This is a genomic window from Parasphingopyxis algicola (genome assembly GCF_013378075.1).
Lineage (GTDB): Bacteria > Pseudomonadota > Alphaproteobacteria > Sphingomonadales > Sphingomonadaceae > Parasphingopyxis > Parasphingopyxis algicola.
This window is the reverse complement of record NZ_CP051131.1, coordinates 451,786-475,656: the sequence shown is the minus strand read 5'-3', so window position 1 is coordinate 475,656 and position 23,871 is coordinate 451,786. Positions and strand designations below refer to the sequence as shown.

Annotated in this window: 14 protein-coding genes; 9 read left to right on the top strand and 5 right to left on the bottom strand. The window is 64.5% G+C overall.

The genetic code is table 11. From position 1 onward, the window contains the following. Positions 1 to 22 precede the first annotated feature (22 nt). The 5 genes from HFP57_RS02365 to HFP57_RS02345 are packed head-to-tail and all read right to left on the bottom strand — an operon-like array spanning position 23 to position 8,789. On the bottom strand, positions 23 to 3,613 hold the full coding sequence (locus tag HFP57_RS02365; protein ID WP_176868260.1) for a hydantoinase B/oxoprolinase family protein: 3,591 nt from the start codon (positions 3,611 to 3,613) through the stop codon (positions 23 to 25). Between the two features lie 60 nt (positions 3,614 to 3,673). Continuing rightward, on the bottom strand, positions 3,674 to 5,833 hold the full coding sequence (locus HFP57_RS02360) for a glycosyltransferase (RefSeq protein ID WP_176868259.1): 2,160 nt from the start codon (positions 5,831 to 5,833) through the stop codon (positions 3,674 to 3,676). Further along, positions 5,830 to 6,672: a hypothetical protein gene (locus HFP57_RS02355; RefSeq protein ID WP_176868258.1), complete on the bottom strand. Its 843-nt coding sequence runs from the start codon at positions 6,670 to 6,672 to the stop codon at positions 5,830 to 5,832. Before HFP57_RS02355 ends, HFP57_RS02360 begins: the two co-directional genes overlap by 4 nt. Next, entirely contained in the window at positions 6,669 to 7,808 is a 1,140-nt protein-coding gene (locus tag HFP57_RS02350) for a glycosyltransferase (RefSeq protein WP_176868257.1), read from the bottom strand. The genes HFP57_RS02355 and HFP57_RS02350 overlap by 4 nt, the downstream gene beginning before the upstream one ends. 51 nt (positions 7,809 to 7,859) lie before the next feature. Further along, positions 7,860 to 8,789 carry an NAD-dependent epimerase/dehydratase family protein gene (locus HFP57_RS02345; RefSeq protein ID WP_176868256.1) on the bottom strand — a complete coding sequence of 310 codons (930 nt, stop codon included), beginning with the start codon at positions 8,787 to 8,789 and terminating at the stop codon, positions 7,860 to 7,862. A 116-nt stretch (positions 8,790 to 8,905) separates the two neighbouring features. Here HFP57_RS02345 and HFP57_RS02340 point away from each other — a divergent pair, with 116 nt between their 5' ends. The 9 genes from HFP57_RS02340 to HFP57_RS02300 all read left to right on the top strand — a co-directional run bounded on the left by HFP57_RS02340 (position 8,906) and on the right by HFP57_RS02300 (position 23,648). Next, positions 8,906 to 10,090 (top strand): class I SAM-dependent methyltransferase, encoded by a 1,185-nt coding sequence (locus HFP57_RS02340; RefSeq protein ID WP_176868255.1) that lies wholly within the window; start codon positions 8,906 to 8,908, stop codon positions 10,088 to 10,090. Continuing rightward, positions 10,077 to 12,668, top strand: coding sequence for a glycosyltransferase family 4 protein (locus HFP57_RS02335; RefSeq protein WP_176868254.1), 2,592 nt, complete (start codon positions 10,077 to 10,079; stop codon positions 12,666 to 12,668). Before HFP57_RS02340 ends, HFP57_RS02335 begins: the two co-directional genes overlap by 14 nt. Before the next feature lie 332 nt (positions 12,669 to 13,000). Then, entirely contained in the window at positions 13,001 to 15,013 is a 2,013-nt protein-coding gene (locus HFP57_RS02330) for an adenylate/guanylate cyclase domain-containing protein (protein ID WP_176868253.1), read from the top strand. Continuing rightward, complete coding sequence (locus HFP57_RS02325) at positions 14,994 to 15,737, top strand: hypothetical protein (RefSeq protein WP_176868252.1); 744 nt, start codon at positions 14,994 to 14,996, stop codon at positions 15,735 to 15,737. The genes HFP57_RS02330 and HFP57_RS02325 overlap by 20 nt, the downstream gene beginning before the upstream one ends. Positions 15,738 to 15,811: 74 nt before the next feature. Continuing rightward, positions 15,812 to 17,338 carry a cysteine--tRNA ligase gene (gene cysS, locus HFP57_RS02320; protein WP_176868251.1) on the top strand — a complete coding sequence of 509 codons (1,527 nt, stop codon included), beginning with the start codon at positions 15,812 to 15,814 and terminating at the stop codon, positions 17,336 to 17,338. Then, the gene (locus tag HFP57_RS02315) at positions 17,335 to 18,276 is read left to right on the top strand and encodes a D-2-hydroxyacid dehydrogenase (protein WP_176868250.1); all 942 of its coding nucleotides are present in this window, start codon (positions 17,335 to 17,337) and stop codon (positions 18,274 to 18,276) included. The genes cysS and HFP57_RS02315 overlap by 4 nt, the downstream gene beginning before the upstream one ends. A 77-nt stretch (positions 18,277 to 18,353) precedes the next feature. Further along, on the top strand, positions 18,354 to 20,003 hold the full coding sequence (locus HFP57_RS02310; RefSeq protein ID WP_176868249.1) for an acetolactate synthase large subunit: 1,650 nt from the start codon (positions 18,354 to 18,356) through the stop codon (positions 20,001 to 20,003). Between the two features lie 139 nt (positions 20,004 to 20,142). Next, positions 20,143 to 21,537: a multiheme c-type cytochrome gene (locus HFP57_RS02305; protein ID WP_176868248.1), complete on the top strand. Its 1,395-nt coding sequence runs from the start codon at positions 20,143 to 20,145 to the stop codon at positions 21,535 to 21,537. A 143-nt stretch (positions 21,538 to 21,680) separates the two neighbouring features. Beyond that, positions 21,681 to 23,648, top strand: a complete 1,968-nt coding sequence (locus HFP57_RS02300; RefSeq protein WP_246263257.1) for a heme-binding protein — start codon at positions 21,681 to 21,683, stop codon at positions 23,646 to 23,648. Positions 23,649 to 23,871: the final 223 nt, after the last annotated feature.

The window sequence follows — 23,871 nt, the reverse complement described above, 5'->3', positions numbered from 1 at the left end:
CTCAGGGCACACGGATTTTGTTTCACTTCTGCTTCCCCCCATATCCGCCGCCACCGGGCGTTTCGATCACATAGACGTCGCCCGGTTCCAGCGCGCTCGACGCCGTCGCAGGCAGCTCTTCCCGGCTGCCGTCCGTCCGCTCGACGATGTTGCGACCCGGCGCCGCATCTCCTCCGCCCCTTATCCCCTTGGGCGGAATCCGGCGGCGATTGGCGAGCATGTTCGCCTGCATGGCTTCGAGGAAACGCACGCGGCGGACCGTGCCGTCGCCACCCCGGTGCCGCCCTTCCCCGCCCGAGCCTTGCCGGATCGCGAAACTTTCGAGGAGCACCGGCAGCCGCGTTTCGAGGATCTCGGGATCGGTCAGCCGGCTGTTCGTCATATGCGTCTGCACGGCGCTGGTGCCGTCATGGTCGGGCCCAGCGCCCGAGCCGCCGGCGATCGTCTCATAATATTGGTGGCGATCGTTGCCGAAGGTGAAATTGTTCATCGTGCCCGCCGACGGCGCGAGCCGGCCGGTCGCCGCGAACAGCGCGTCGGTGACGACCTGGCTCGTCTCGACATTGCCCGCGACGACGGCCGCCGGATATTGGGGATTGAGCATCGATCCCTCGGGCACAACCAGCTCGATCGGCCTGAGGCAACCGTCATTCATCGGGATCGCATCGTCGATCAGGGTGCGCACGACATAGAGCGTCGCGGCGCGGGTGATCGAATGGGGCGCGTTGAAATTGTCAGGCTGCTGGTCGCTCGTACCGGTGAAATCGATGGTCGCGGACCGCGCCTCACGATCGACCGTAATGGCGACCGACACCTGCGCGCCATTGTCCATCTCGTAGGTGAACGCCCCGTCGTCGAGCTTCTCGATCAGGCGGCGCACTGCCTCTTCGGCATTGGCGAGGACGTGGTTCATATAGGCCGCCACGACGTCGCGCCCATAATCCACCGCGATCCGCACCAGTTCTTCCGCGCCGCGCGTACAGGCGGCGAGCTGGGCCTTGAGATCGGAGATATTGCGATCCGGATTGCGCGCCGGATGCTCGCCCGCGCCGAGAATCGCTCGCATTTCGGCCTCGAGGAAGCGTCCTTCGTCGACCATCAGCACATTGTCGAGCAGCACGCCCTCTTCGGTGATCGAGCGGCTGTCCGACGGCATGGAACCCGGCGCGATCCCGCCGATATCGGCATGATGGCCGCGCGCCGCGACAAAGGCGGCAGGCTGGTGATCTCCGGGATGAAAGACGGGGACGATGACCGTGATATCCGGCAAATGCGTTCCGCCGCGATAGGGCGCGTTCAGGACATAGGCATCGCCCGGGCGGATACCGCGCCCGTCCGCGGCTTTCCCGTCCTTGTCGACACCGCGCGCCTCGATGATAGTACGGATGCTGTCGCCCATCGAGCCGAGATGGACGGGGATATGCGGCGCATTGGCGATCAGCGCGCCGGTCGGATCGAACAGCGCACAGGAGAAATCGAGCCGCTCCTTGATGTTGACCGAGCTCGCGGTGCTCTGCAGCGCAACGCCCATCTCCTCGGCGATCGCCATGAACAGATTGTTGAAGATTTCGAGCATCACCGGATCGACATCCGTGCCGATCGCATGATGCTCCACGCGCGGAACGGAGCGGGTCAGGATAAGATTGTTATGGCCATCCGCCTCGGCCTGCCAGCCCGGTTCGACATAGGTGGTCGCCGTCTCCTCGACGATCATCGCCGGACCGGTGATGCGATCGCTCGTTGAAATGTCATCCCTGCGAAACACATCTCCGTGCTCCTGCGAAGGCAGGAGCCCAGTCTGCCGGGTTCGGGCCTGGGCTCCTGCCTTCGCAGGAGTACCGACATTTTCCGTCCGGCCGACCGCTTCGGCGATCAGCGTTTCGACGATCACCTCGGCGTCTTCGTCGACATAGCCGTAGCGCGTCTTGTGCAACGCCTCGAACGCCGTGCGCATCGTCTCGGGCGTATCGCACGCGACTTCGAGCGCGCTGTCGCTTCCGGCATAGCGCAGCGCCACGCGGCGATCGCTGTCGATTGCCGCATCGTCGACGCCCTGCTCGCGCACGGCCGCTTCGGCTTCCTCGGCCAGCGCCGCGATCTCCGCGTCGAAATCCGTGCCCAGCGCCTTGCCGAACGTCACCTCGCGCAGCACCGTTACATCGGCGAGGCCGATACCATAGGCAGACAGCACGCCGGCGAGCGGGTGGATCTGGATCCGGTCGATTCCCAGTGCATCGGCGACGAGGCAGGCATGCTGGCCGCCCGCACCGCCGAAACAGGCAAGCGTGTAGCGGGTTACGTCATGGCCGCGTGCGATCGAGATCTTCTTGATCGCGTTCGCCATATTGTCGACCGCAATGCGCAGGAATCCCTCCGCGACCTCCTCGGGCGTCATCCGGTTGCCGGTCGCGGTCTCGATTTCGTCGGCGAACGACGCGAGTATCGCCTGCACGATATCGGCGTCGATCGGCTGGTCGGCATGGGGCCCGAACACATGCGGAAAGTGCTCGGGCTCGATCTTGCCGAGCGCAACGTTGCAGTCGGTGACGGTCAGCGGCCCGCCGCGGCGATAACAGGCCGGCCCGGGCACGGCGCCCGCACTGTCCGGACCGACCCGGAACCGGCTGCCGTCGAAATGGCAGATCGAGCCGCCGCCCGCCGCCACGGTATGGATCTGCAGCATCGGCGCGCGGATGCGGATCCCCGCGACGACGGTTTCCAACGTCCGTTCATACTGGCCGGCATAGTGCGAGACATCGGTGGAGGTACCGCCCATGTCGAAGCCGATGATCCGCTCGAACCCCGCCTGCCCGGCCGTCTTGGCCATGCCGACGATGCCGCCGGCCGGGCCTGATAGGATCGCGTCCTTGCCGCGAAACGCCTGCGCATCGGCGAGGCCGCCATTGGATTGCATGAATTGCAGCCGGACTTTGTCCCCAATTCCACCCACAACCTTGTCCACATAGCGGCGCAGCACGGGCGAGAGATAGGCGTCGACCACGGTCGTATCGCCGCGCCCGACCAGCTTGATCAGCGGCGCGACCTCGTGGCTGACCGAAATCTGGGTGAAACCCACATCGCGTGCGATGGCGGCGAGCCGTTCTTCATGGGCGGTATGGTGCCAGCCATGCATGAGCAGGATCGCAATGGCGCGAAAGCCATCGACGAATGCCGCTTCAAACGCCGCCCGCGCAGCGGCCTCGTCGGGCGCCGTCTCGACCGTGCCGTCGACCCGCACGCGCTCGTCGATCTCGATCACGCGCTCGTACAGCTGGCCGGGAAGCCGGATATGCCGCGCAAAAATCTCAGGCCGCGCCTGATAGCCGATCCGCAGCGCATCGCCGAAACCGCGCGTCACCGCCAGCGCCACCCGCTCGCCCCTGCGTTCGAGCAGCGCATTGGTGGCAACGGTTGTGCCCATTTTCACGCTCGCGATGGGCTCCTCGCCATGGCGCGCCCGCAACCGCTCGACCGCTGCGACCGCCGCATCGTCATATTGCTCGGGATTCTCCGACAGCAGCTTCTCGACGTGGAGCGTGCCATCGGGCGCAATCGCAACGACATCGGTAAATGTCCCGCCGCGATCGATCGCGAAACGCCACGCCCTCTCCATCCGCGCGTTCAAACAGGCTGGCGGCGCGAATACAAGCGCCGAAATTCGGTGTCGCCAAATTCAATAGAGATTGCGCAGCCCCTCAAAAAAGGCGCTGGACGAGAAACGCTCATCCGCTTGAGCAACGGCTTTGGCCGACGCGGCATCCCGCCATTCCTGGTCGCGGAGAAGGGCCAAGCTGCGGTGGGTCAGTCCGGCAATATCGTCGGGCGGCACGAGAATGCCGGTTTCGCCCGCGACAAATGTCTCGCCGATCCCACCGACGTCGAACGCCGCTATCGGCACCCCCGAAAACTGCGCCTCAATCAGCACATTCGGAAGTCCCTCGGTGCGCGAGGTCAGCCAGAACAGGTCCATCGCGGCGAGATAGTCCGGCACATTGTCCACTTGCCCGGGCATATGCAGCGAGGCCGCCAGCCCCGCCTCGGCGAAGCGATCCGCTACGGCCGAGCGCAGTGGTCCATCGCCGACCATCAGGAATTGCGCGTCCGGCGCATCCTTGGCGAGCGCGATGGCCGCCTCGGCCCAGAGCAGTGGCTGTTTCACCCCAGAAAAGCGCAGCACGGTTCCGACCACCGGACGATCGCCCGCCAGTCCGATCGCGTCCTTGGCCTGCGCTTGCCCGATTGCCGGGATATTCCAGTCGAAGCCGTTATACAGGACGCGAAACCGTTCGTCCTCGGGCACGCGCCACCATTGGGCATAGCCGCGCGCCGCCGCTTCGGCGCAGAAGACCGTCCGGATATCGAGCCGGGTTCGCAGCTTCCGATAGACGGCCGGATAGGAAGCGATCGTTTCGGCACGGCCCGACAGCGGCACGTTCGGCGTGTGATGAAAATGGACGATGATTTTCGGGCAGCCGGCCACGAGCCCGGCATAGGCAGCCAGCAACCCGGTCAGATCGTTCCAGGCGTGGATCACGCGCGGCCGGGTATCGTGAATATGCGCATAGAGCCTTTGCGCGCGGACCTTCCAGCTTCCGGGCAGCAGCGAAAAGGGCATCGTCGCATCGCCGTCCCGGCCTAGCAGTAGGATGTCCTCGGCTGTTACGCCCGCCTCGTCCGCGTAGAAGGCCGAGGGCGCGCCATCGGCATAATCGAGCAGGGCGAGATCGACACGCTCGAAGGAATCGCCGTCCGAGAAATGCCGATAGGCGCGCGCCAGCATCCGCTCCATCCCGCCGCAGCCCAGGGTGTTACCGACCATCAGCAGACGGTTGTCGGGCGCATACTGCTCGGCCTCTCCGAGCCCGGTATCGAGAAGCCAGTCGAAGGCGAGTTCGAGCGGCTCGACCGATACCGCCTCGGTCTGCAGCGGCGCGGGACCGCTCCGCTCCCGCACATGAGCGAGCAGCGCATCGCGTTCCGGCGTCGTGCTGCCAAAATCGGATGCCGAAAGAATCGCGCAATCGTCAAGCCAGCGGTCCCGTTCCGCGGCGAGCGCCGCGAGCCGCCGGCGGATCTTCGCGCGATCGCGGGCGCGGCCGGCCTGCTGCATCGCTTCCAGGAGGCACAGACGGGCGAAGGCCGGATAGCCGAGGCCCCGATAGAGCCGTGCATCGGCCAGCGCCCGCGGGGTTGGTCCGAGCGGATAGCGCGCAAAGCCGGACAGCAGCGCATCGAACGCCGTATCTCCGCTTTCGACGCCCAGCGCGTCGATACCGAGTATCGCCCAGTGCAGCGCGTCCGGGGCTGCGCGCCGCTCGACAAGGTCCGTCGCAAGGCGGCGGAGAGCGTCGCCGTCCCGCCTTTCGACGAGCGCCGCGACCTTTTGCGCGACCCGTTCGGCCTTCGGCGCTCGCAACCGGGTCAGCGGCGAGACACGGAGCGGCACTGCCTGCTGCACCGAATTCAGTCTGTCCGGCAATTGGTCGGCCAGAGGATGGGTGGCGCGGAATGCGGCGATCTCTTCGTCCGGGCGAAAGGCGAACGACGCCAGATCGCCGCACGGCGGCTCTACCGATGCCGCCCCGTCTGCATGCAATATCCGGTCGAGGAAATCGGGCACAGTTTCGAACTGATCGAGCATCTGGTCGGCAATGCCCTGTTCGCCAATGCGCAATGCGGCTTCGGCGATACATCCGGCCGCCAGCGCGTCATTCGATCCGTGCCGGAATATGTCGCGCCACAGGGCGATGGCGTCACGCCAGAAGCGGTTGCGGGTCGCGACGATGGCCGCGACGAGCGGGGCATCGGTCGGAAGCGGCCAGCGCGCGGTCATCGGCGCCCGAAAAAACGGGCCAGGCGCGCCCGCCATCGCCCTGCCCAGCCGGCGGCGCGATGCAACCGGTCAATCTCTTGCTGCGCCCGCTCCGCCTGACGGGCGAGATCGCGTTCGTGCCGGGTCCGGAGCGCCGCTTCGCGGCCCGACCGGACCCGCTTCTCGCTGCGAAGCCGCTCGATCTCGGACCAGGCGCGCGCGGTCCGGGCGCGCCACTGGGCGGCATCATGATCCGCTCCCTGCGGGCCGGGCTCTTCGGCGGCGGTCCGATAAAGAGCGCCGATTATCAGCGGGATCCGCCGGGCCTCCATATCCCGGATCAGCTTCGACAGCACGGAACGGAGGGATGCGCGGTCATTCGGTCTATCGGTAGCGATCGTCTTGCGGGCATGCTCGGCCGCGATCCATATGCCTTCGACCATCGGGTAGGCGTCATCGCGGCTCGTACCGGTCTCGAAACGGCCGATCGCGAGGAGCTGTGCACCCAACGCAGCCGGCGCCCCGTCCGCGAGCTGTTCCAGCAACAGATCCAGCGCCGGCGCGAAATCCTCGACCGCGTGAAAGGCGAATTCGAGATAGCGCGCCTGCTCGCTTTTCAGCTCGCGCGCCAGTGTCGCGCCGAACGCGGCCGGGTCTCGCGCGTCAATGATCCGCAGCCCGGCATCGTTGTCCGCGGTCGCGCCGAGCGCGTCCACGCTCTCGTCATCGAGGCAGATGGCCGTTACCGGAAGATCGCTGGCCGTCCACAGGGGCGGATCTTCCGCCGCGCGGATCGCAGCGAGCGCCGCCGCGTCGGCAAACCAGTAGCGGCGCGCGATGGGGCGGATATCCGCGGTCATGTCGGTTCGTCCAGCAGGGCGCGATGGTACAGCGCACCGTTGACCGCCGCATCGAAATGCGCCGCCGCGTGATCGCGGGCGCGCGTCCGCTCGGCGGCGAACAGAGCCGGGTCGTCATGCCAGCGCATGATCGCATCGGCGATTGCCTGCGCGTTCCGCTCGACCAGCGCGACACCGTCCTCCGCACCGAAATCGTCGGCGAACAGGCTTTTCGAGAGGATTGCCGGCAAGCCGCAGCTCATCGCCTCCATCACGACCTGCGGAAAGCCTTCGGACCGGGCCGGCAGCAGCAAGGCATGATTGTCGCGATACAGTCCGGGCAGCGCCGCATAGTCGTGGAAGCCGAGATAGCGCCGATTGCTCTCTTCGCGCGCCGCGAAATCGCCGGCAATGACGAAGTTTATGGCCGGCCGCTGTTCGGCGAGGATCGCCGCGGCGCCTTCGATCAGGTCGATGCCCTTCTCCGCGCTATCCCGGCCGACGAACAGGATCCGATCGCAGCGAGCCGGCGCGTCGGGCGGCGGCGCGAAATGCGCGCGGTCGACGCCGCGCCGGCAGATCCGGATCTTTCCAGGATCGGACACCAGCCCCTCGGCCCGGGCCCGCTCCGTCCCGCCCATAACGATCACCGTGCGGGCAACCTCGGCCGCATAGCGTTCCTGCGCCAGGAGATTCGCCAGCAAACCCGTGCCTGTGAAGGGGTAGCCGTCCGATTCCCGGACCGCCGTCTGCGTCGCGATATCGTTGCCGGCGATCCGGTAGACATAGTCTACGCCATTGTCGTGCGCGGCGCGGGCCAGCGCGTAGTTATGACCGATCGGCCGGCCATTGAGCGTGCTGACGATATCGGGCGCCTCGGTGGCGATAACGGCGGAATAGTCGTCCGCGAGCATCTCGACCGCATGTTCGCCCGCATCCTCGAGCGTGTCGATGGCGAGGAACCGGACGCCATGGTCCGTCTCCAGCCGCCGCCGGTGCGGATCGCCCTCGGGCGGGAGCGTGCGCATCGACACCGTCACCGTCGCGCATTTGTGGAGATCGCCGAGCAGGCTCGGATATTTGTAGCTGCCGCGAATTTCCCAGTCGCGCCGGTTGTGCGCGGCGTAGGACGGTTCGAAAAAGGCGATATGCGTCACGATGCGCGGACTGTGCGAAAAAGCGGCGGCGGAAACAAGCGGAGGCCCAAACTAGAGCGCCAGCCGCTCGCGATTGTCGACGAACCAGCGCCAGCTTTCCTCAAGCCCCTCGCGCACCGCAATCTGCGGATCATAGCCCAAGGTGGCGCGGGCATGGCTGATATCGCACCAGGTGTGGACGATCTCGCCGTCGCGGAACGGCTGATAGTCGACAGCAAAATCCTTGGCGCTGATCTCGCGCAGCATCGCTATGATCGCGTTAAGCGGCGTGCCGATCCCGGTTCCCAGCTGGATCGGTCCGCTGGCATCGGATTGCAGCGCCGCCGCGATGCCGTCGGCCAGATCCCGCGCATGGACATAATCGCGCGTCTGTTCGCCGTCGCCATAAACGGTCAGGGTCTCGCCCCTGAGGATCTGCTTGATGAACAGGGCGACGACGCTGCCCTTGTGCCAGGATCGCGGCCCGTACACGTTGGAAAAGCGGAGCGACGCAGCCTGGATGCCGTAACAGGCGGAATAGGCCGAACAATAGCCCTCGACCGCCAGTTTCGATGCGCCATAGGGCGATACCGGCGAAGCGACCATGCCCTCATAGACCGGCGGATCGGCCTCGCCGATGATCGCGCCGCCGGTCGACGCGCTGACGATCTTTTCGGTCCCCAGCCGGCGCATCGCCTCGAGAATCACGAGGCTGCCCCCGACATTCACATCGAAATTGAACTTCGGATCGGAAATAGATGGAATAACGCGGGTATCGGCGGCAAGATGGACGATCGCTTCGACCCCGTCGAGCGCCGCCTCGACCGCTTCCGCGTCGCGGATATCGCCCTTTATGAACGCCGCGTCGAGATCGGTGATCGCCTCGCGCGATCCCAGCACCTCATTGTCCAGGACCACGACCTCGTAGCCGCCCAGCGCATTGAGCCGTGCAATCAGGTTGCTCCCGACGAAGCCCGCGCCGCCGGTTACCATCAGCTTCATTCGAATCGCCTTCCGCTATTTTGCGAAGCTCGCTATAGGTCCGCGTAAATGACCGCAATTCTTTTCGATTTGCCGTCCGTCACTGCCAGCTTTCCACCAAAAAGGCACCTTGCCTGATGAAATCCGAGCCGACCACCGATGGCGCCAATGCAAGCCTGTTATGGCGGCTCTGGAACCGCGCGAAACGATCCGTGGTCACCGGAACGACCGGCAGCGCGGCCCGAACGCCGCCGCATCCGCCGTCCAGGGCGCGCGAGATTCAGGCCGCGCGAAAAGAGCTGAAGGACGGAACCGCCGAAAAGCTCGCACGGATCGAAAGCCTTCTGTCCAGCGACGCGGTGACGGAGGCAGCGCATGTCGCCGAATGGTTCCGGCGGCGTCTGCCGATATTGGACGGCTATTTCTGGTTGGACGATCCCGAAGCCGCCAAAGCGGCGCATTTCGCCTATGCCGACGATCTGGAACGGGCATGCCGCAATTACGACCCGGGGCTGATCGAGCTGGCGCTGCGCCACGGGTATCTCGGCTGGCCGTACCGGATGCGCCGATATCTTCGCGGCCGCGACATACTCGATATCGGTTGCGGACCGGGACTCTACGGCACGGCTTTTCTCATGATGGGCGCACAGAGCTACACGGGGGTCGATCCGCGGATCAATCTCGACAAGGCGCGGATCAAGGACAAACGGAAGAGACGCTATGTCGAGCTCCCGAACACCCTGGGCCACATCGCCGAGCACTGCCCCGATATCGAGCTGATCCCGGCGAAGCATGATGCGCTCGATCCCGACCGGCGCTTCGACATCCTGTCGCTGCATAACGTAACCGAACACCTGCTGGATATCGGCACGATCCTGTCCGGTCTCGGGCGCTATGTCCGGGCCGACGGTTATCTCCTGTACAATCACCACAATTTCTACTGCTGGAACGGCCATCATCTGGCGCCGAACAGCGTTGACCGGATCGACCCGCAATCCGAACAACAACGACAATTGATCGATTGGAACCATATTCTGAACGTCGGCAATTTTGCCCCGGACCACTATATGCGCACCAAGCTCAACCGCATCAAACTGGACGAACTCAAGCGCATGACCCGGATCGCCTTCGATATCGAACACTGGGACGAAAAGCGCTCTCCGCCGGAGACACTGGAGCGTCTGAAGCCCGATATCCTTGAGAAAGTGCTGGCGTTCGACGGCGAGCTGACGCGCGATGATCTCGAAATCAATACGGTCACGTGCGTTGCAAGGCCGAAAAAACCAGCGGGACATGAGAGGCAGACCAGTGCAGCGCGATGAATTCACCGTCGGCAGCTTTCCCTCGCTGGACCGGTTCCAGAGCGAGGCTGCAGGGAAGCTGCGCGTCCTGATCGCCACCGAAGAGATCGTCGGTCCGGTCCGCAACGGCGGGATCGCGTCGACCTATTATCATCTGGCTCGCGGGCTCATGGCCGACGGCCATGACGTCACCGTCTGCTACCTCAAGGGCAGCGAGGTCGAAAACGAGACGGCCGCGCACTGGATCGACCATTATGCCGAACTCGGCATCACGTTCGTTCCCCTCCCCGATCTCGGCGAACCGCTCGCCGGCGCCAGTTCCAAATGGCAGGCCCGCTGGCTATCTTTCTATCGCTGGCTTCGCGATACCGAACGTTTCGATATCGTTCACAGCTCCGAATGGCGCGGCGGCGCCTTTTATGCACTCCAGGCGAAACGGCTCGGGCTGGCGTTCCAGGACACGCTGTTCGTCACCAAGACCTCGTCGCCCTATATCTGGAACCGGCATTACCAGATGCAGCCGATCGACAATGTCGACCTGCTGATTGCCAGTTTCGCCGAGCAGAAATGCGTCGAATGGGCGGACATGGTCGTCGGCGGCAGCGCGCACCTCCTGAGCTTCATGGATCATATCGGCTATGCGCTTCCTGAAGGCCGCACCTTCGTCCAGCCCAATATCGTCGATTTTGCAGAGGTGAAGGTCGAGGACAAACGGCCGGATCGGGCATTCGGCGATCGCATCCACACCCGCGAACTCGTCTTTTTCGGGCGTCTCGAACCGCGCAAGGGGCTCGATCTCTTCGTTCTCGCGGTCGACAAGCTCGTCGCGCAGGGCGTCGCGATCGACCGCGTGACCTTTCTCGGCAAGCCCGGCGAACCGCTCGCCGCGCAACAGGGCATGATGCCGCTCGACTTCATCCACGAGCATGCCGAACGCTGGCCCTTCCCCGCCGATATCGTCACCGATCTCAACCAGCCCGAAGCGCTGTCGCTGATGTGTTCGCGCGATATGATCGCCGCAATGCCGTCGCTGATCGAGAATTCGACGATGGCCGTCTACGAAGCGCTCGTGCACAAAATTCCCTTCGTTGCGAGCGCCGTCGGCGGCACGCCCGAACTCATCCACGAAGCCGATCATGACGCGACGCTCGTCCCGCCCGAAACCGAAGCGCTGGCCATCCAGCTGAAGACCGCGCTCGACGACGGCCAGCCGCTCGCCCGGCCGGCGTTCGACAATGCGGCCAATCTGGCGACCTGGTACGGCTTTCACCGGTTCGTGGCGGCCGAAGGCGCTGCAGCGCTCGCCCCTACGATCACCGCGCCCGACCGGCGCGAAACGATCGCACTCGTGATTCACGCCGCTACCGGCGAGGCCATCGATCAGGCGATCGACCAGGCCCTGAGCGCACGGGATATCGACTCCGTCGTCATCTATGCGGCGACAGCGATAACCGGCGCCCAACGTACTATGGTCGACGAAGTCGGCGGCGGGGCGGTCGAGCTGAACGAGGCCATCGGAACGGCAGCCGGTGCATGCTTCAATCACGCACTGGAAAACGTCGATCACGATATTCTCCTTTTTCAGGCCGCCGAGGCGACATCCTGCAAGCCAGGATTGGCGGATGCGCTGCGCCGGGCCGGTGCGACCTGTCCCGATGCCTTGTTCACGACGATGTTTGCATTTGCCGCCGATGCCGAGGGCGGCGATCCCGACACGATCTTCGCGCCGCTCGGCGGCGATCCGGCGAGCCAGGCCCTGACCGGCGGCGCTTATGGGCTGGAACTGGTGGCGGGACGCCGATCGACATTTCAGGCGCTCGGTCCGTTCGAATCCTATCGCGTCCCCAAGGGCGCGACACATGAATATGTGACCCGCGCCGCCCAGCAAGGCCGGGACCTGCTCGTCGTCCCGGATATCCTGCTCGACCATGCCGGCGATTATGCGTCGATTACCGCCCAGGCCGGCCATGGAGCCTATCTGGCGCAAAAGGCGATGATCGATGCCGTACCGCTGCCGACGAAGAAGCTGCTGCTGCACAAGTCCGCGGCGGCGCGCGCGCCGGGTAACAGCGGGCGCATCCTGCTCGGCCGCGCGCATCGCGAGGACGGCGAAACGGCATGGCTGACCAATGTCGAAAAGATGGGCAAGCTTTCCGCGCCGCTGCCGAACCGCCATCATGTGCTGCTCGGCTTCGATCGCGCTGCGGCGCGGCTGGATTTCGCCGTCCTGCATCAGGGCCGACTGGTGATCCGGGCCAATGGCGTTCCGGTTCGTGAAGAGATCGCATTCGGCGCGCGTGGCCAGTTCACGCGGGACAGTATCGATCTCCTGCCGTTGCTCGAAGACAGCGACCGGCTGCGGCTGCGTATCGAATTCACGCGCGGCGGCAAGGAGCGTTTCGCGTCGATCCTGGCGCAGCGTATCGAAGAGGAAATCTATTTCCTGAGCGCCCGCAGCCCGATCTACTGGGACGGCGATTTTGACGAGGCCCTGGCTCTGATCGGCGGCGAACGCCGCGCGCCGGTTCTGCCGAAACTCCAGCGCATGCCGGAAAACAAGCCGTCGCTTGTCAGCCGTTTGCGCCGGTCGCGCGGCTGACCCAAGCCCAGCCGATAAGCCGCCGGCATCGGCCCCATTCCTGCCCATCGCTTCCCAACGAGCGCTGGATTCCCCCGACATGGCCGGTATACATGCCCCGAGGTCGCATGATTTGGGCGCGCTCCGCGGGTTTTTTTGAACTCCCGCCCGTGCGCCGCGATATGCGGAGGGGGTTAGCATGCGCTGGTCTTTGGGTTGGGGAGCTATGCTCGCCCTTTTTGACGATCTCGCAATCGCCGGCGACGAGACCCGACCGATTGCCCGGGCCGGCGGATCCGCGATGACGATGCAAAACTCCGCCCGGCGCCGTGGATAGAGACACCGGCCCCCGCATGGATACGTCCGGAAGCGACCCGGAACAGTCCGGCCGCTTCGCGCGGCTGTGGCGCGAAGTCGGTCCGTTGCGCCTGTCCGCAAGCGCCGTCCTGCTGATCCTTGCCGTGCTCATCGCCCGGCTCAGCTGGGCCCTTCCCTTCACCGACGAGATCGAGCGCGTGCTGTTCGACGTCCGGGCGAGCTATGCGATGGAGCGCGCCGAACAGGATGAACGGATCACCATCGTCACCTATGAGGAGGACACGCTGCTCAACACCGGCGTTCGCTCGCCGCTCGACCGCGAAATTCTCGCCAATGCATTGCGCTCGCTCGATGCCATGCAGCCGCGCGCCATCGCGATCGACATCCTGATCGACCAGCCGACCGCCAATGACGATCTGCTCGTTGCGGCGCTGAACGACATGCAAACGCCGACTTTTCTGGCCTATGTGACGATGGAGAGTAATGAAAACCTGCGTTTGCAGCCGCGCCAGGTCGACTTCATCGCCGATCTGCATCGCCGGATCACCAACGATCTCGTCCAGCCGACGAGCGTCAAGCTCGGTGCGGACAATGACAATGTCCAGCGCAGCTGGCCCGAACAGCCGGCCGACCTCCCGCCGCTGATGGCGAATTCGCTGGTACCCGGGAACGAGGCCTATCGGACGCATCGGGGCAGCATCGCCTATCGGCGGCCCTTCTTCGAGAACGAGCCGCCGTTCATGAAGCTCGCCATCGATTTCTTCGCCAACGACGAGGAGGCGGCGTTCCTGTCGACCTTCATCACCGATCGCTATGTCCTCATCGGCACCGACCTCCCTGATATCGACCGGTTCGAAACCCCGCTCACCCGTCTGCAGGGCAACGACCCGATCGCCGGGGTCGAGGTCCATGGCCATCTGCTCGCCCAGATGCTCGATGGCACGATGCTGCGCAGCGTTCCGTCATGGGTACTGTGGGCGACCGCGCTGCTGGTCGTGTTGTGCGGCGCACTGACCAGTCTGAGCGATGTAAGGCTCTGGAAGCTCGCCGTGCTGATCGCGATCCAGGCGGCGGTCATCGTCGTCGTCCCGTTCACCTTGCATCGCGTCGGCGTCGATACGCAGAGCCTGCCGGTGTTCGGCTGGCTCGGCGGCTGGATCATCGCCTTCACGGCGATCGGCGCGGCGGCGCGATCTGTCGGCGCGGAAAAGCGGGAATATGTGCAGGGCGCGCTCAACAAATATCTGCCGCCCGATGTCGCGAACCAGATCGTCGCGGATCCCGACCGGCTCTCGCTGCGCGGCGAGAAGCGCGAAATCTATGCAGTCTTCACCGATCTCGAAGGTTTTACGAAGCTCAGCCATGCGATCGAACCGGAAATGGTCGCGTCCCTGCTCAACCGCTATCTCGACAAGATGAGCGAGATCGTTCTCGAATATGGCGGGACGATCGACAAGTTCGTGGGCGACGCAGTCGTCGCGTTCTGGGGCGCGCCAATCGCGCGGCCCGACGATGCCGACCGCGCGGCGCAATGTGCGGTGGCCATGTGGCGGTTCGGCGAGGAATTCCGCAAAAGCACGCCGGACGGCGTACCGCCGATCGGGCGGACGCGGGTGGGCCTCCATTGCGGCGAAGCGATCGTCGGTAACTTCGGCGGCGAGGAGCGCATCCAGTATACCGCGCTCGGTGACGCGATGAACACAGCGGCACGCCTCGAAAGCGCGAACAAACAGACGGATACGGTCGCGCTGGCAAGCCGCGAAGCGGTCGAAAAGGTGACCAAGGTCGATTTCCGCTGTCTGGGGCGCGTCACCCTGTCCGGTCGCGCCACGCCGGTGGAAATCTACGAACCTGTGCTGGAAATCACGGCAGGTTCAGCTGCGATGCTCGATAGTCTGTATCGGGAATTCGAGCAGGGACATGAACAGGCGCGCGAGAAAATCGCGGAGCTGGCGGCACAGAATGGCGAGGACGCGGCATTGCAAAACTTCGCCAAGCGCCTGATCAACACGGAACCAGGAGGGAGCTATGTTCTACACGGGAAGTAAATCGGCGCTGTATGCGGCGGCAGGGATCGCGCTGGCATCGATGGCCGCGCCGGCCATGGCCGATGCGCTGGTCACCAATGCGAGCGGGGCGATCGCCCGCGAATATCCGCGCGGAACACGTCTCGACGACGATCAGGTGATCCGGCTGCGCGCCGGCGACCGGCTGACCGTACTGACAAGCAGCGGCACCCGGCAATATAGCCGGCCGGGACGCTATCGAATCGGCGCGGCACTGCGCGTCGCTTCGGGCGGCGTCACAACGAACGGCCGAAACGGCGTCGCGCGAACCGGGGTCAGCCGCGGTCTTCCGCAGATCGCACCGATCAGCGCGGCGAACCGCACGGTCTGGCAGATGGACATCAACCAGGCCGGCGCCTTTTGCATCGCGGAGAACGAACCTGTTTCGCTGTGGCGGGCCAACGCGTCCGAAGCGGCACAGGTCGTGATAACCCGGACCGCCGACGGCCAGACCATGACGGTCAGCTTTCCGGAAGGGCAGTTTTCGCACACTTGGCCCGAAAATTTCGCTGCCGAGAGCGGCACCTACATGATCGCTGCGGCGGGCAGCGACGCGCACACGCATATCGATCTGCTTCCGATCGATGTGGATTCCGAAGATCCGCTGGCCTTGGGATCGGTGCTGCTGTCGAACGAATGCGAAGTGCAGCTGGAAGCGTACACGGCGAACTACCAGACCGTCGAACCCGGCGAATCGGGCGGATGAGCCCGTTGACACCGGGCAGGAGCGCGGCCCGAAACGATTGACCTTCCCGCACAAGGCGGCCATCGCTGGCGCGCATGACCGAGAGCCATTCCGCCCCGCTCACCCTGTTCAACAGCCTGACCCGGCAGCCGGAGAAATTCCGGCCCGTCCATCCCGGCGAGGCGCGCGTCTATACCTGCGGGCCGACCGTCTACAACTACCAGCATATCGGCAATATGCGTGCCTATATCTTCGCCGATACGCTGGGCCGGGTGCTGTCCTGGAAGGGCTATGAACTTGCCCATATCATCAACATCACCGATGTCGGCCATCTGACGTCCGATGCCGATGCGGGCGACGACAAGATGGAGAAGGCGGCAAGCGAAAGCGGCAAATCAGCCTGGGACATCGCGAAATTCTACACACAAGCCTATTGGCGCGACATCGAGCGGCTCAACATCCGCCAGCCGGCCAGATGGTCGATCGCGACCGAGCATGTCGAACAGATGATCGATTTCGCGAAGAGCATTGCGGACAAGCATTGCTACGAGCTCGACAGCGGCCTCTATTTCGATACCTCGACCGTGCCCGATTATGGCCGGCTCGCGCGCGCCAACACCGATGAGGGCGAAAGCCGGATCGATCCGGTCGAGGGCAAGCGCCACGCCACCGATTTCGCCATCTGGCGCAAGACGCCCGAGGGCGAAACGCGGCAGATGGAATGGGATTCCCCCTGGGGCAAGGGCGCACCGGGCTGGCATCTCGAATGCTCGGTGATGAGCAAGATGTATCTCGGCGAAACCTTCGACATCCACACGGGAGGCATCGACCATCGCGAGATCCACCACCCCAACGAGATCGCGCAGAACCAGGCGCATAGCTGCTCGGCCGATACCGGCGCGAATATCTGGATGCACAATAATTTCCTCGTGGATCACGGCGGGAAGATGAGCAAATCAGCGGGCGAGTTCCTGACGCTGCAACTGCTCGTCGATAAGGGCGTCCACCCCCTCGCCTATCGGCTGATGTGCCTCCAGGCCCATTATCGCAGCGAGCTGGAATTTACGTTCGACAATCTGCTCGCGGCGCTGACGCGGTTGAAGCGGATGGTCATGGCGGTCGAGGCTATCAAAAATCGTCATGCTGAACTTGTTTCAGCATCCACTTCGCAATCCGCGCGGACGGTGCCGACGGATGGGTGGACCCTGAAACAAGTTCAGGGTGACGAGGATATACGATCAAACATTCAGTATCTTGATCAGATTCGGGAGCTGGACGAAGCAATTTCGGATGATTTGAATACACCGATGGCACTTCTGAGTTTGGAAGTGTTCTTAGGCTCCAAAGCTGTCGACCCGATAGTCTCGTTGAAAGAAATTGCTGCAACTGACGCTATCTTGGGACTCGACCTCCTCACCTTAACCCGCGAAGACCTGCGCATCCGCCCCACCTCCGCCGAAATCACCGAAGTCGAAATCGAACGTCAACTCGACCTGCGGCAGAACGCCAAGGCCAACAAGAACTTCCCCGCCGCCGATGCTATCCGCGATGAACTTGCCGCCAGGGGCGTCGAGATCATGGATGGCGATCCGCTGCGCTGGGACTGGAGGATAGACGTATGACAAAGGCCGCCATCGCCTCGCTGATCCGCCCGCTCGTCGAGCCGCATATCGACGGGCTCGACGTCACCTGGTTCGAAAGTGCCGATGAGGCGATGGAGATCGCCGACAGCGTCGAGATCGGCTGGTTCGACATGTACGACAAGGAGAAGATGGCCGAGATCATCACCGCGGCCACCGGCCTCAAATGGCTCAATTCCATCTATGCCGGCATCGAGCATTTCCCGGTCGACGCGCTGCGCAAGCGCGGAACCATCGTCACCAACGGCACGGGTATCAACGCGATACCGATCGCCGAATATGTCGTGATGGGAATGCTCGCGGCGGCCAAGCGCGTCGACAAGCTGCTCGAATCGCAGTCCCGCAAGGAATGGCTGAACGGCCCGCCCGGATCGGCCGAGCTGTTCGAGAGCAAGGTCCTGATTATCGGCTATGGCGCGATCGGCCGGCAGGTCGCGCAGACGCTTTCCGGTTTCAACGCGCAGATTACCGCGGTCCGCCGAACGCCGGTCGCGGACGGCAGCGCGATCGGGCCGGATGACTGGCGGCCCCGGCTCGGCGAGTTCGACTGGGTGATCCTCGCCGCTCCGGCGACAGCCGAGACGCAGCATATGATCGGTTCGGACGAGCTCGCGGCGATGAAGGACAGCGCCTGGCTCGTAAACATCGCCCGCGGCTCGCTAGTCGATCAACCGGTGCTGATCGCGGCGCTCGACAACAAGGCGATCGGCGGCGCGGTACTCGACACCGTCAGCCCGGAGCCCCTGCCCGCGGACGATCCACTCTGGGACGCGCCGAACCTCTTCATCACCTCGCACATGTCGGGCAACGCCACGACCCGCATGTTCGAACGCGCCGCGCAGCGTTTCGTCCAGAATCTGGAGCGGTACCGGAAGGGCGAGGACATGATATCGGTCGTCGATCTCGATTTGGGCTATTGACGGGTGACGGGCCGATGATGCGCGTGTAACGTTTGACCGGGTCTGCCGAACACAGTGTCGAACAGGGAATAAGCACTATGACCAAGGCGTCCGATCTTTTTGTCCAATGTCTGGAAGAGGAAGGCGTCGAATATGTGTTCGGCGTTCCGGGCGAGGAAAATCTCGATTTTCTCGAAAGCCTGTCCCATTCGGGCATCAAGCTGATCCTGACCCGGCACGAACAGGGCGCGGGCTTCATGGCCGCCACCTATGGACGGCATACGGGCAAGGTGGGCGTCTGCCTCGCGACGCTCGGTCCCGGAGCGACCAATTTCGTGACGGCCGCCGCCTATGCGCAGCTCGGCGGGATGCCGATCCTGATGATCACCGGGCAAAAGCCGATCAAGAGTTCGAAACAGGGCCGGTTCCAGATTCTCGACGTCGTCGACATGATGGGGCCGATCACCAAATTCACGCATCAGCTGGCCTCGGGCGACAATATCCCCTCGCGCGTCCGCGAAGCCTTCCGCCTCGCAACGACCGAGAAGCCGGGCGCGACGCATCTCGAATTTCCGGAGGATATCGCCGAGGAAGACAGCGATACGACTCCGATCCCGGCGAGTCTCAACCGTCGGCCGATCGCCGAGGAAAAGGCGATCCGCGCGGCGCGGCAGAAGCTCGAGGCGGCGAAATCGCCGATCCTCGTCATCGGCGGCGGCGCCAACCGCACGATGACCTGCCGGATGCTGACCCAGTTCGTCGAAAAGACCGGCATCCCCTTCGTCACGACCCAGCTCGGCAAGGGCGTGATCGACGAAACCAGCGACAAATATCTCGGCACGGCGGCGCTTTCGGCCGGCGATTTCGTCCATCGCGCGATCGAATCGGCCGATCTCATCGTCAATATCGGTCACGACGTGATCGAGAAGCCGCCCTTCTTCATGAAGCGCGGCGGCGCCGAGGTCATCCATGTCAGCTGCATCCCGGCCGAGGTCGATCCCGTCTATTTCCCGCAGGTCGAGGTGATCGGCGACATCGCCAATGCGATCTGGCAAATCAAGGAGGATATTCTCCCGCAGGGCCATTGGAACTTCGATAAAATGGCCAAGGCCCGGGCCGCCGAGGAGGAGCATACCGCCAGCCTCGACGACGATATGCGCTTTCCGGTCTATCCGCCGCATCTCGTCAAGACGGTGCGCGAGGCGATGCCGGCCGACGGGATCATCGCGCTCGACAACGGCATCTACAAGATCTGGTTCGCCCGAAACTATGCCGCGCGCCAGCCCAATACGGTGCTGCTCGACAACGCGCTGGCGACCATGGGCGCCGGCCTGCCCTCGGCGATGGGCTCGGCGATGGTCTATCCGGATCGCAAGGTCATGGCGATTTGCGGCGATGGCGGGTTCATGATGAACAGCCAGGAAATGGAGACCGCGGTCCGGCTCGGCCTCGACCTCACCGTGCTGATCCTGCGCGACGACGCCTATGGAATGATCCGCTGGAAGCAGGCCAATATGGGCTTCGAGGATTACGGCCTGACCTTCGGCAATCCCGATTTCGTCAAATATGCCGAAAGCTATGGCGCGCACGGCCACCGGGTCGAAAGCGCCAGCCATCTGGGCGAGCTGCTCGACCATTGTCTGGGCAGCGACGGCGTCCATCTGATCGATTGTCCGGTGGATTATTCCGACAATGATCGAATCCTCAATCACGAGATCAAGGAATTAAGCGCAAAATTAACGCTGTAAGTCGCAAAAACCGGCCCTCCAGCGCTTGCCAGCGCGGACAAAGAGGAACATAAGTTTTCCAGGGTTTGGGGGTCGCAGAAAATTTCGAACGGGCGCAGCAGCGCCTGGTCTTGGTCGGACACCACGCCAGGGGAGGGTTATGGCGCGGAAAACGAATTGGGCGATCGGATTGGCGGCTCTCATGGCGGCCATCGGCTTCTCGGTCGGGATCGGCCAGTCGAACGACGCGACCGCCGCGGCGGCGCAGGCACCATCCAACACGCATGTCGGCGTCGCGAGCTGCGGCGGCACGACCTGTCACGGGCGGCAGGAAGCCGATGGCGCGGTCGTCCGGCAGGACGAGCTCATGCGCTGGCAGGAACCCTCGAGCGCAACCGGCGCGCACAGCCGCGCCTATGCCGTCCTCACCAATCCGCGCTCGCAGCGCATCGCCAACGAACTCGGCATCGGCAATCCGGCAAGCGCCGAGATGTGCCTTGGCTGCCATAGCGACTATGTGCCCGCCGCGCGGCGCGGCCCGCGTTTCCAGCTGTCCGACGGAGTCGGCTGCGAAAGCTGCCATGGCGGCGCCGGCGGAAGGGATTCAGGCTGGCTCGCGAGCCATTATGCGGTGGGCAATACGCACAGCGCCAATGTCGCGCGCGGCCTGTATCCGCTCGACAATCCGCGGGCCCGGGCGTCGCTCTGCCTGAACTGCCATTTCGGCGGTGCCGGCGCCGGCCAGTTCGTGAATCACCGGATCATGGCCGCCGGCCATCCGCGCCTCGTTTTCGAGCTCGACCTCTTCTCGACCCTCCAGCAGCATCACGACGAAGACGGCGACTATGCGCGGCGCAAGGGACGCACCAATCATGTCCGGATGTGGGCGGTCGGCCAGGCAACGGCGCTCGAACGCTCGCTGACGCTGTTCCAGAACCAGCGGCTGGGAATCGAGGGCCTGTTTCCCGAATTCTATTTCTTCGATTGCCATACCTGCCATCGGCGGATCTACGACAGCCCCAATGCGCGCCCGACCGGGATCGCCAACCCGGCGCGCCCGATTCCCAACGGCTTTCCCTCCTACCAGGATGAAAACATGATCATGCTGTCGGCGGCGGCGCGGGTCGTCGCTCCGGGACTGGCCGAGCGGTTCGACCAGGACAGCCGCGCCTTTCACGGCGCGCTAGCGGACGGACGGAGCGCGGCTATGGCGGCGGCCGCACGATTGCGCGACAGCGCCCGGCAGCTCGGCAATGCATTCGCCTCGGCCAGCTTCAACCGCCAGCAGAGTTTCGCGATCATCAACGCCGTCTCCTCCGAGGCGATCCGGGCGCGCTACACCGATTATGAAGGCAGCGTGCAGGCCGTGATGGCGACCGACACGCTGCTCAACGCGCTGGTCAGCCAGGGCATGGTCAGCGAGGCCGCGGTGGGCGGCATCCGCGCGGATATCAACGCGGCCTATGCCGCAGTGCGCGAACCCAATTCCTACCGGCCGCTCGAATTCCGCCAGGCGCTGGGACGGGCGTCGACGGCCATCGGACGCTTGCGGTGAGGATTGTCGCCAAAAGAATACCGTCCGCCCTGAGCCTGTCGAAGGGCTGTTCTTCTTCTTGGAACGGGGACAAGAAAAGTACAGGGCTTCGACAAGCTCAGCCCAAACGGAAAAGCTTAGGCAGAGGCTCAGCCAAGACAATGATGGCGCTGCTGACCGCCAGCGCTTTCGTGCTCGCCTCGTGCGGCGGCGGAGGCGGTGGCGGCACGCCGGGCAACACACAGGGCAACCCCGCGCCGCCGCCCCCGCCACCACCGCCACCGGCCGTCACCGAATATGCGGTGCCCGCCCAGGAAGCGCTGTCGGCCGCCGATGTCCGGCAGGTCATCGCCCAGGCGGCGGGCGAGGCGACAGCGCGCGGCCTGCCGGTCGCAATCGCGGTGGTCGACCGGGTCGGCAATGTCCTCGCCGTCTATGCGATGGACGGCGCCGATCTCTCGCTGAGCGTTCCCTCCCCACCCGGCCCCGATTTCGATCTGCAGGGCACGGTGCTGCCCGCTCCGGCCGCCGCGGTCGGGGCGATCGCCAAGGCGATCACGGGCGCCTATCTCTCATCCGCCGGCAATGCCTTTTCGACGCGAACCGCGAGCGAGATCGTGCAGGAACATTTCCCGCCCGCGCCGACCACAGCGGGTTTGGAAAGCGGGCCATTGTTCGGCGTACAGTTCAGCGCCCTGCCCTGTTCGGACCTTGTTTCGCGCTTTACCGGCGCGATGGGCCCCGGCGCGCTGATCGGCCCGAAACGCTCCCCGCTCGGCCTGTCGGCCGATCCCGGCGGGTTCCCGCTCTATCGCAACGGCGTCGTGATCGGCGGGGTCGGGGTGATGGGAGACGGCGTCTACGGCTTCGATCCCGACCGGCTCGACAATGACAATAGCGACGAGGAGGTTATCGGGCTGGCGGCGACGGTCGGTTTCGAGCCGCCCAGCTCGATCCGCGCGAACCGCATTCCGGTCGACGGCACAACGCTCAAATATTCGGACGCCGATGCCGGGGATTTCCGGAGCAATCCGAACGCGCCGCCGGCCTTTGCCGCGATCGCCGGAGGCCTGGCCAGCGTTCCCGGCTATTTCGATGCGGCGGGCGGCGTGCTCGCCGGTACGGCCTATGGCACCGAAGCGTCGGGCATCCGCGCCTCGACCGCCGCCGACTTCTCGATCCGCGATGCGTTCATCCTGTCAGACGGCACGGGCGCCAACCGCTTCCCGATCCGCGCGGGCACCGATGGCGCAGACGTCACCGCGCCGCTGACCTCAGCCGAGGTCACCGCGGTTCTCGAAGAGGCCTTTATCATCATGCGCCGCGCCCGCGCGCAGATCCGCCGCCCCCTCGACAGCCGCGCGCAGGTCACGATCTCGGTCGTCGATACGCATGGCGAGATACTCGGCATCGTCCGCTCGCCCGACGCGCCGATCTTCGGCATCGATGTCTCGCTCCAGAAAGCGCGGACCGCCGCATTTATCTCGGGCGCCAATGCCGCGACCCTGCTGCTCGGCAATCCGAGCGCGGACGTGAACAGCTTCGTCCAGGCCACCCGCGATTTCCTCGGCGATCCCAACGCGCTGACCGGGCAGTTCGCCTTTGCGGATCGCTCCGGCGGCAATCTGTCGCGGCCCTTTTTCCCGGACGGCGAGGTCGGCCGCCCGCCCGGTCCGCTCTCGCGTCCGATCGACAGCTTCAATCCCTTTTCGACCGGGCTTCAGTCGGCGCTGATCCTCGACAATATCCTGACCCATGTCGGCTTCATTTTCGGGATGAACGCCGATACGCCCGCGCGCTGCACGGCGACGCCCGATGTCGCACCCGGCCAGAACCCGCTCGAGAACGGCATCCAGATATTCCCCGGCTCGGTACCCATCTATCGCGGCAACGCACTGGTCGGCGGTATCGGCGTATCGGGCGACGGTATCGACCAGGACGACATGATCAGCTTCCTGGGCACGCACAACGCCTCGGTCCGGGTCGGCGGGATCAACAATGCGCCGCCGGCGATCCGCGCCGACCGGATCACCGTGAATGTCGGCGGAACCGATGTCCGCCTGCGCTACATCAACTGCCCCTTCGCGCCGTTCCTCGATACGGACGAAAACAATGTCTGCCAGGGATTGTGAGCGGTGAGCTGCGGGGCATCACTGATCGCAATCGCACTTGTAAGCGGACCAACAAGTTGCCTGGGAGCCAATGGCGCAGATTCTCCCCTCCCCTTGATGGGGAGGGGCTGGGGGTGGGGTGAGCTCTCAACCAGCGCATCAATTGCGGCCTTGGACACAGACGGAGAAATCACCCCCACCCAAACCTTCCCCCATCAAGGGGAGGGCTTCCTGCAGGAACCAC

Excerpts from the sequence above, each read along its gene's own strand:
- HFP57_RS02365 (WP_176868260.1), bottom strand. The coding sequence starts at position 3,613 with ATGGAGAGGGCGTGGCGTTTCGCGATCGATCGCGGCGGGACATTTACC.
- HFP57_RS02360 (WP_176868259.1), bottom strand. The coding sequence starts at position 5,833 with ATGACCGCGCGCTGGCCGCTTCCGACCGATGCCCCGCTCGTCGCGGCC.
- HFP57_RS02355 (WP_176868258.1), bottom strand. The coding sequence starts at position 6,672 with ATGACCGCGGATATCCGCCCCATCGCGCGCCGCTACTGGTTTGCCGAC.
- HFP57_RS02345 (WP_176868256.1), bottom strand. The coding sequence starts at position 8,789 with ATGAAGCTGATGGTAACCGGCGGCGCGGGCTTCGTCGGGAGCAACCTG.
- HFP57_RS02340 (WP_176868255.1), top strand. The coding sequence starts at position 8,906 with ATGAAATCCGAGCCGACCACCGATGGCGCCAATGCAAGCCTGTTATGG.
- HFP57_RS02330 (WP_176868253.1), top strand. The coding sequence starts at position 13,001 with ATGGATACGTCCGGAAGCGACCCGGAACAGTCCGGCCGCTTCGCGCGG.
- HFP57_RS02325 (WP_176868252.1), top strand. The coding sequence starts at position 14,994 with ATGTTCTACACGGGAAGTAAATCGGCGCTGTATGCGGCGGCAGGGATC.
- cysS (WP_176868251.1), top strand. The coding sequence starts at position 15,812 with ATGACCGAGAGCCATTCCGCCCCGCTCACCCTGTTCAACAGCCTGACC.
- HFP57_RS02315 (WP_176868250.1), top strand. The coding sequence starts at position 17,335 with ATGACAAAGGCCGCCATCGCCTCGCTGATCCGCCCGCTCGTCGAGCCG.
- HFP57_RS02310 (WP_176868249.1), top strand. The coding sequence starts at position 18,354 with ATGACCAAGGCGTCCGATCTTTTTGTCCAATGTCTGGAAGAGGAAGGC.
- HFP57_RS02305 (WP_176868248.1), top strand. The coding sequence starts at position 20,143 with ATGGCGCGGAAAACGAATTGGGCGATCGGATTGGCGGCTCTCATGGCG.
- HFP57_RS02300 (WP_246263257.1), top strand. The coding sequence starts at position 21,681 with ATGGCGCTGCTGACCGCCAGCGCTTTCGTGCTCGCCTCGTGCGGCGGC.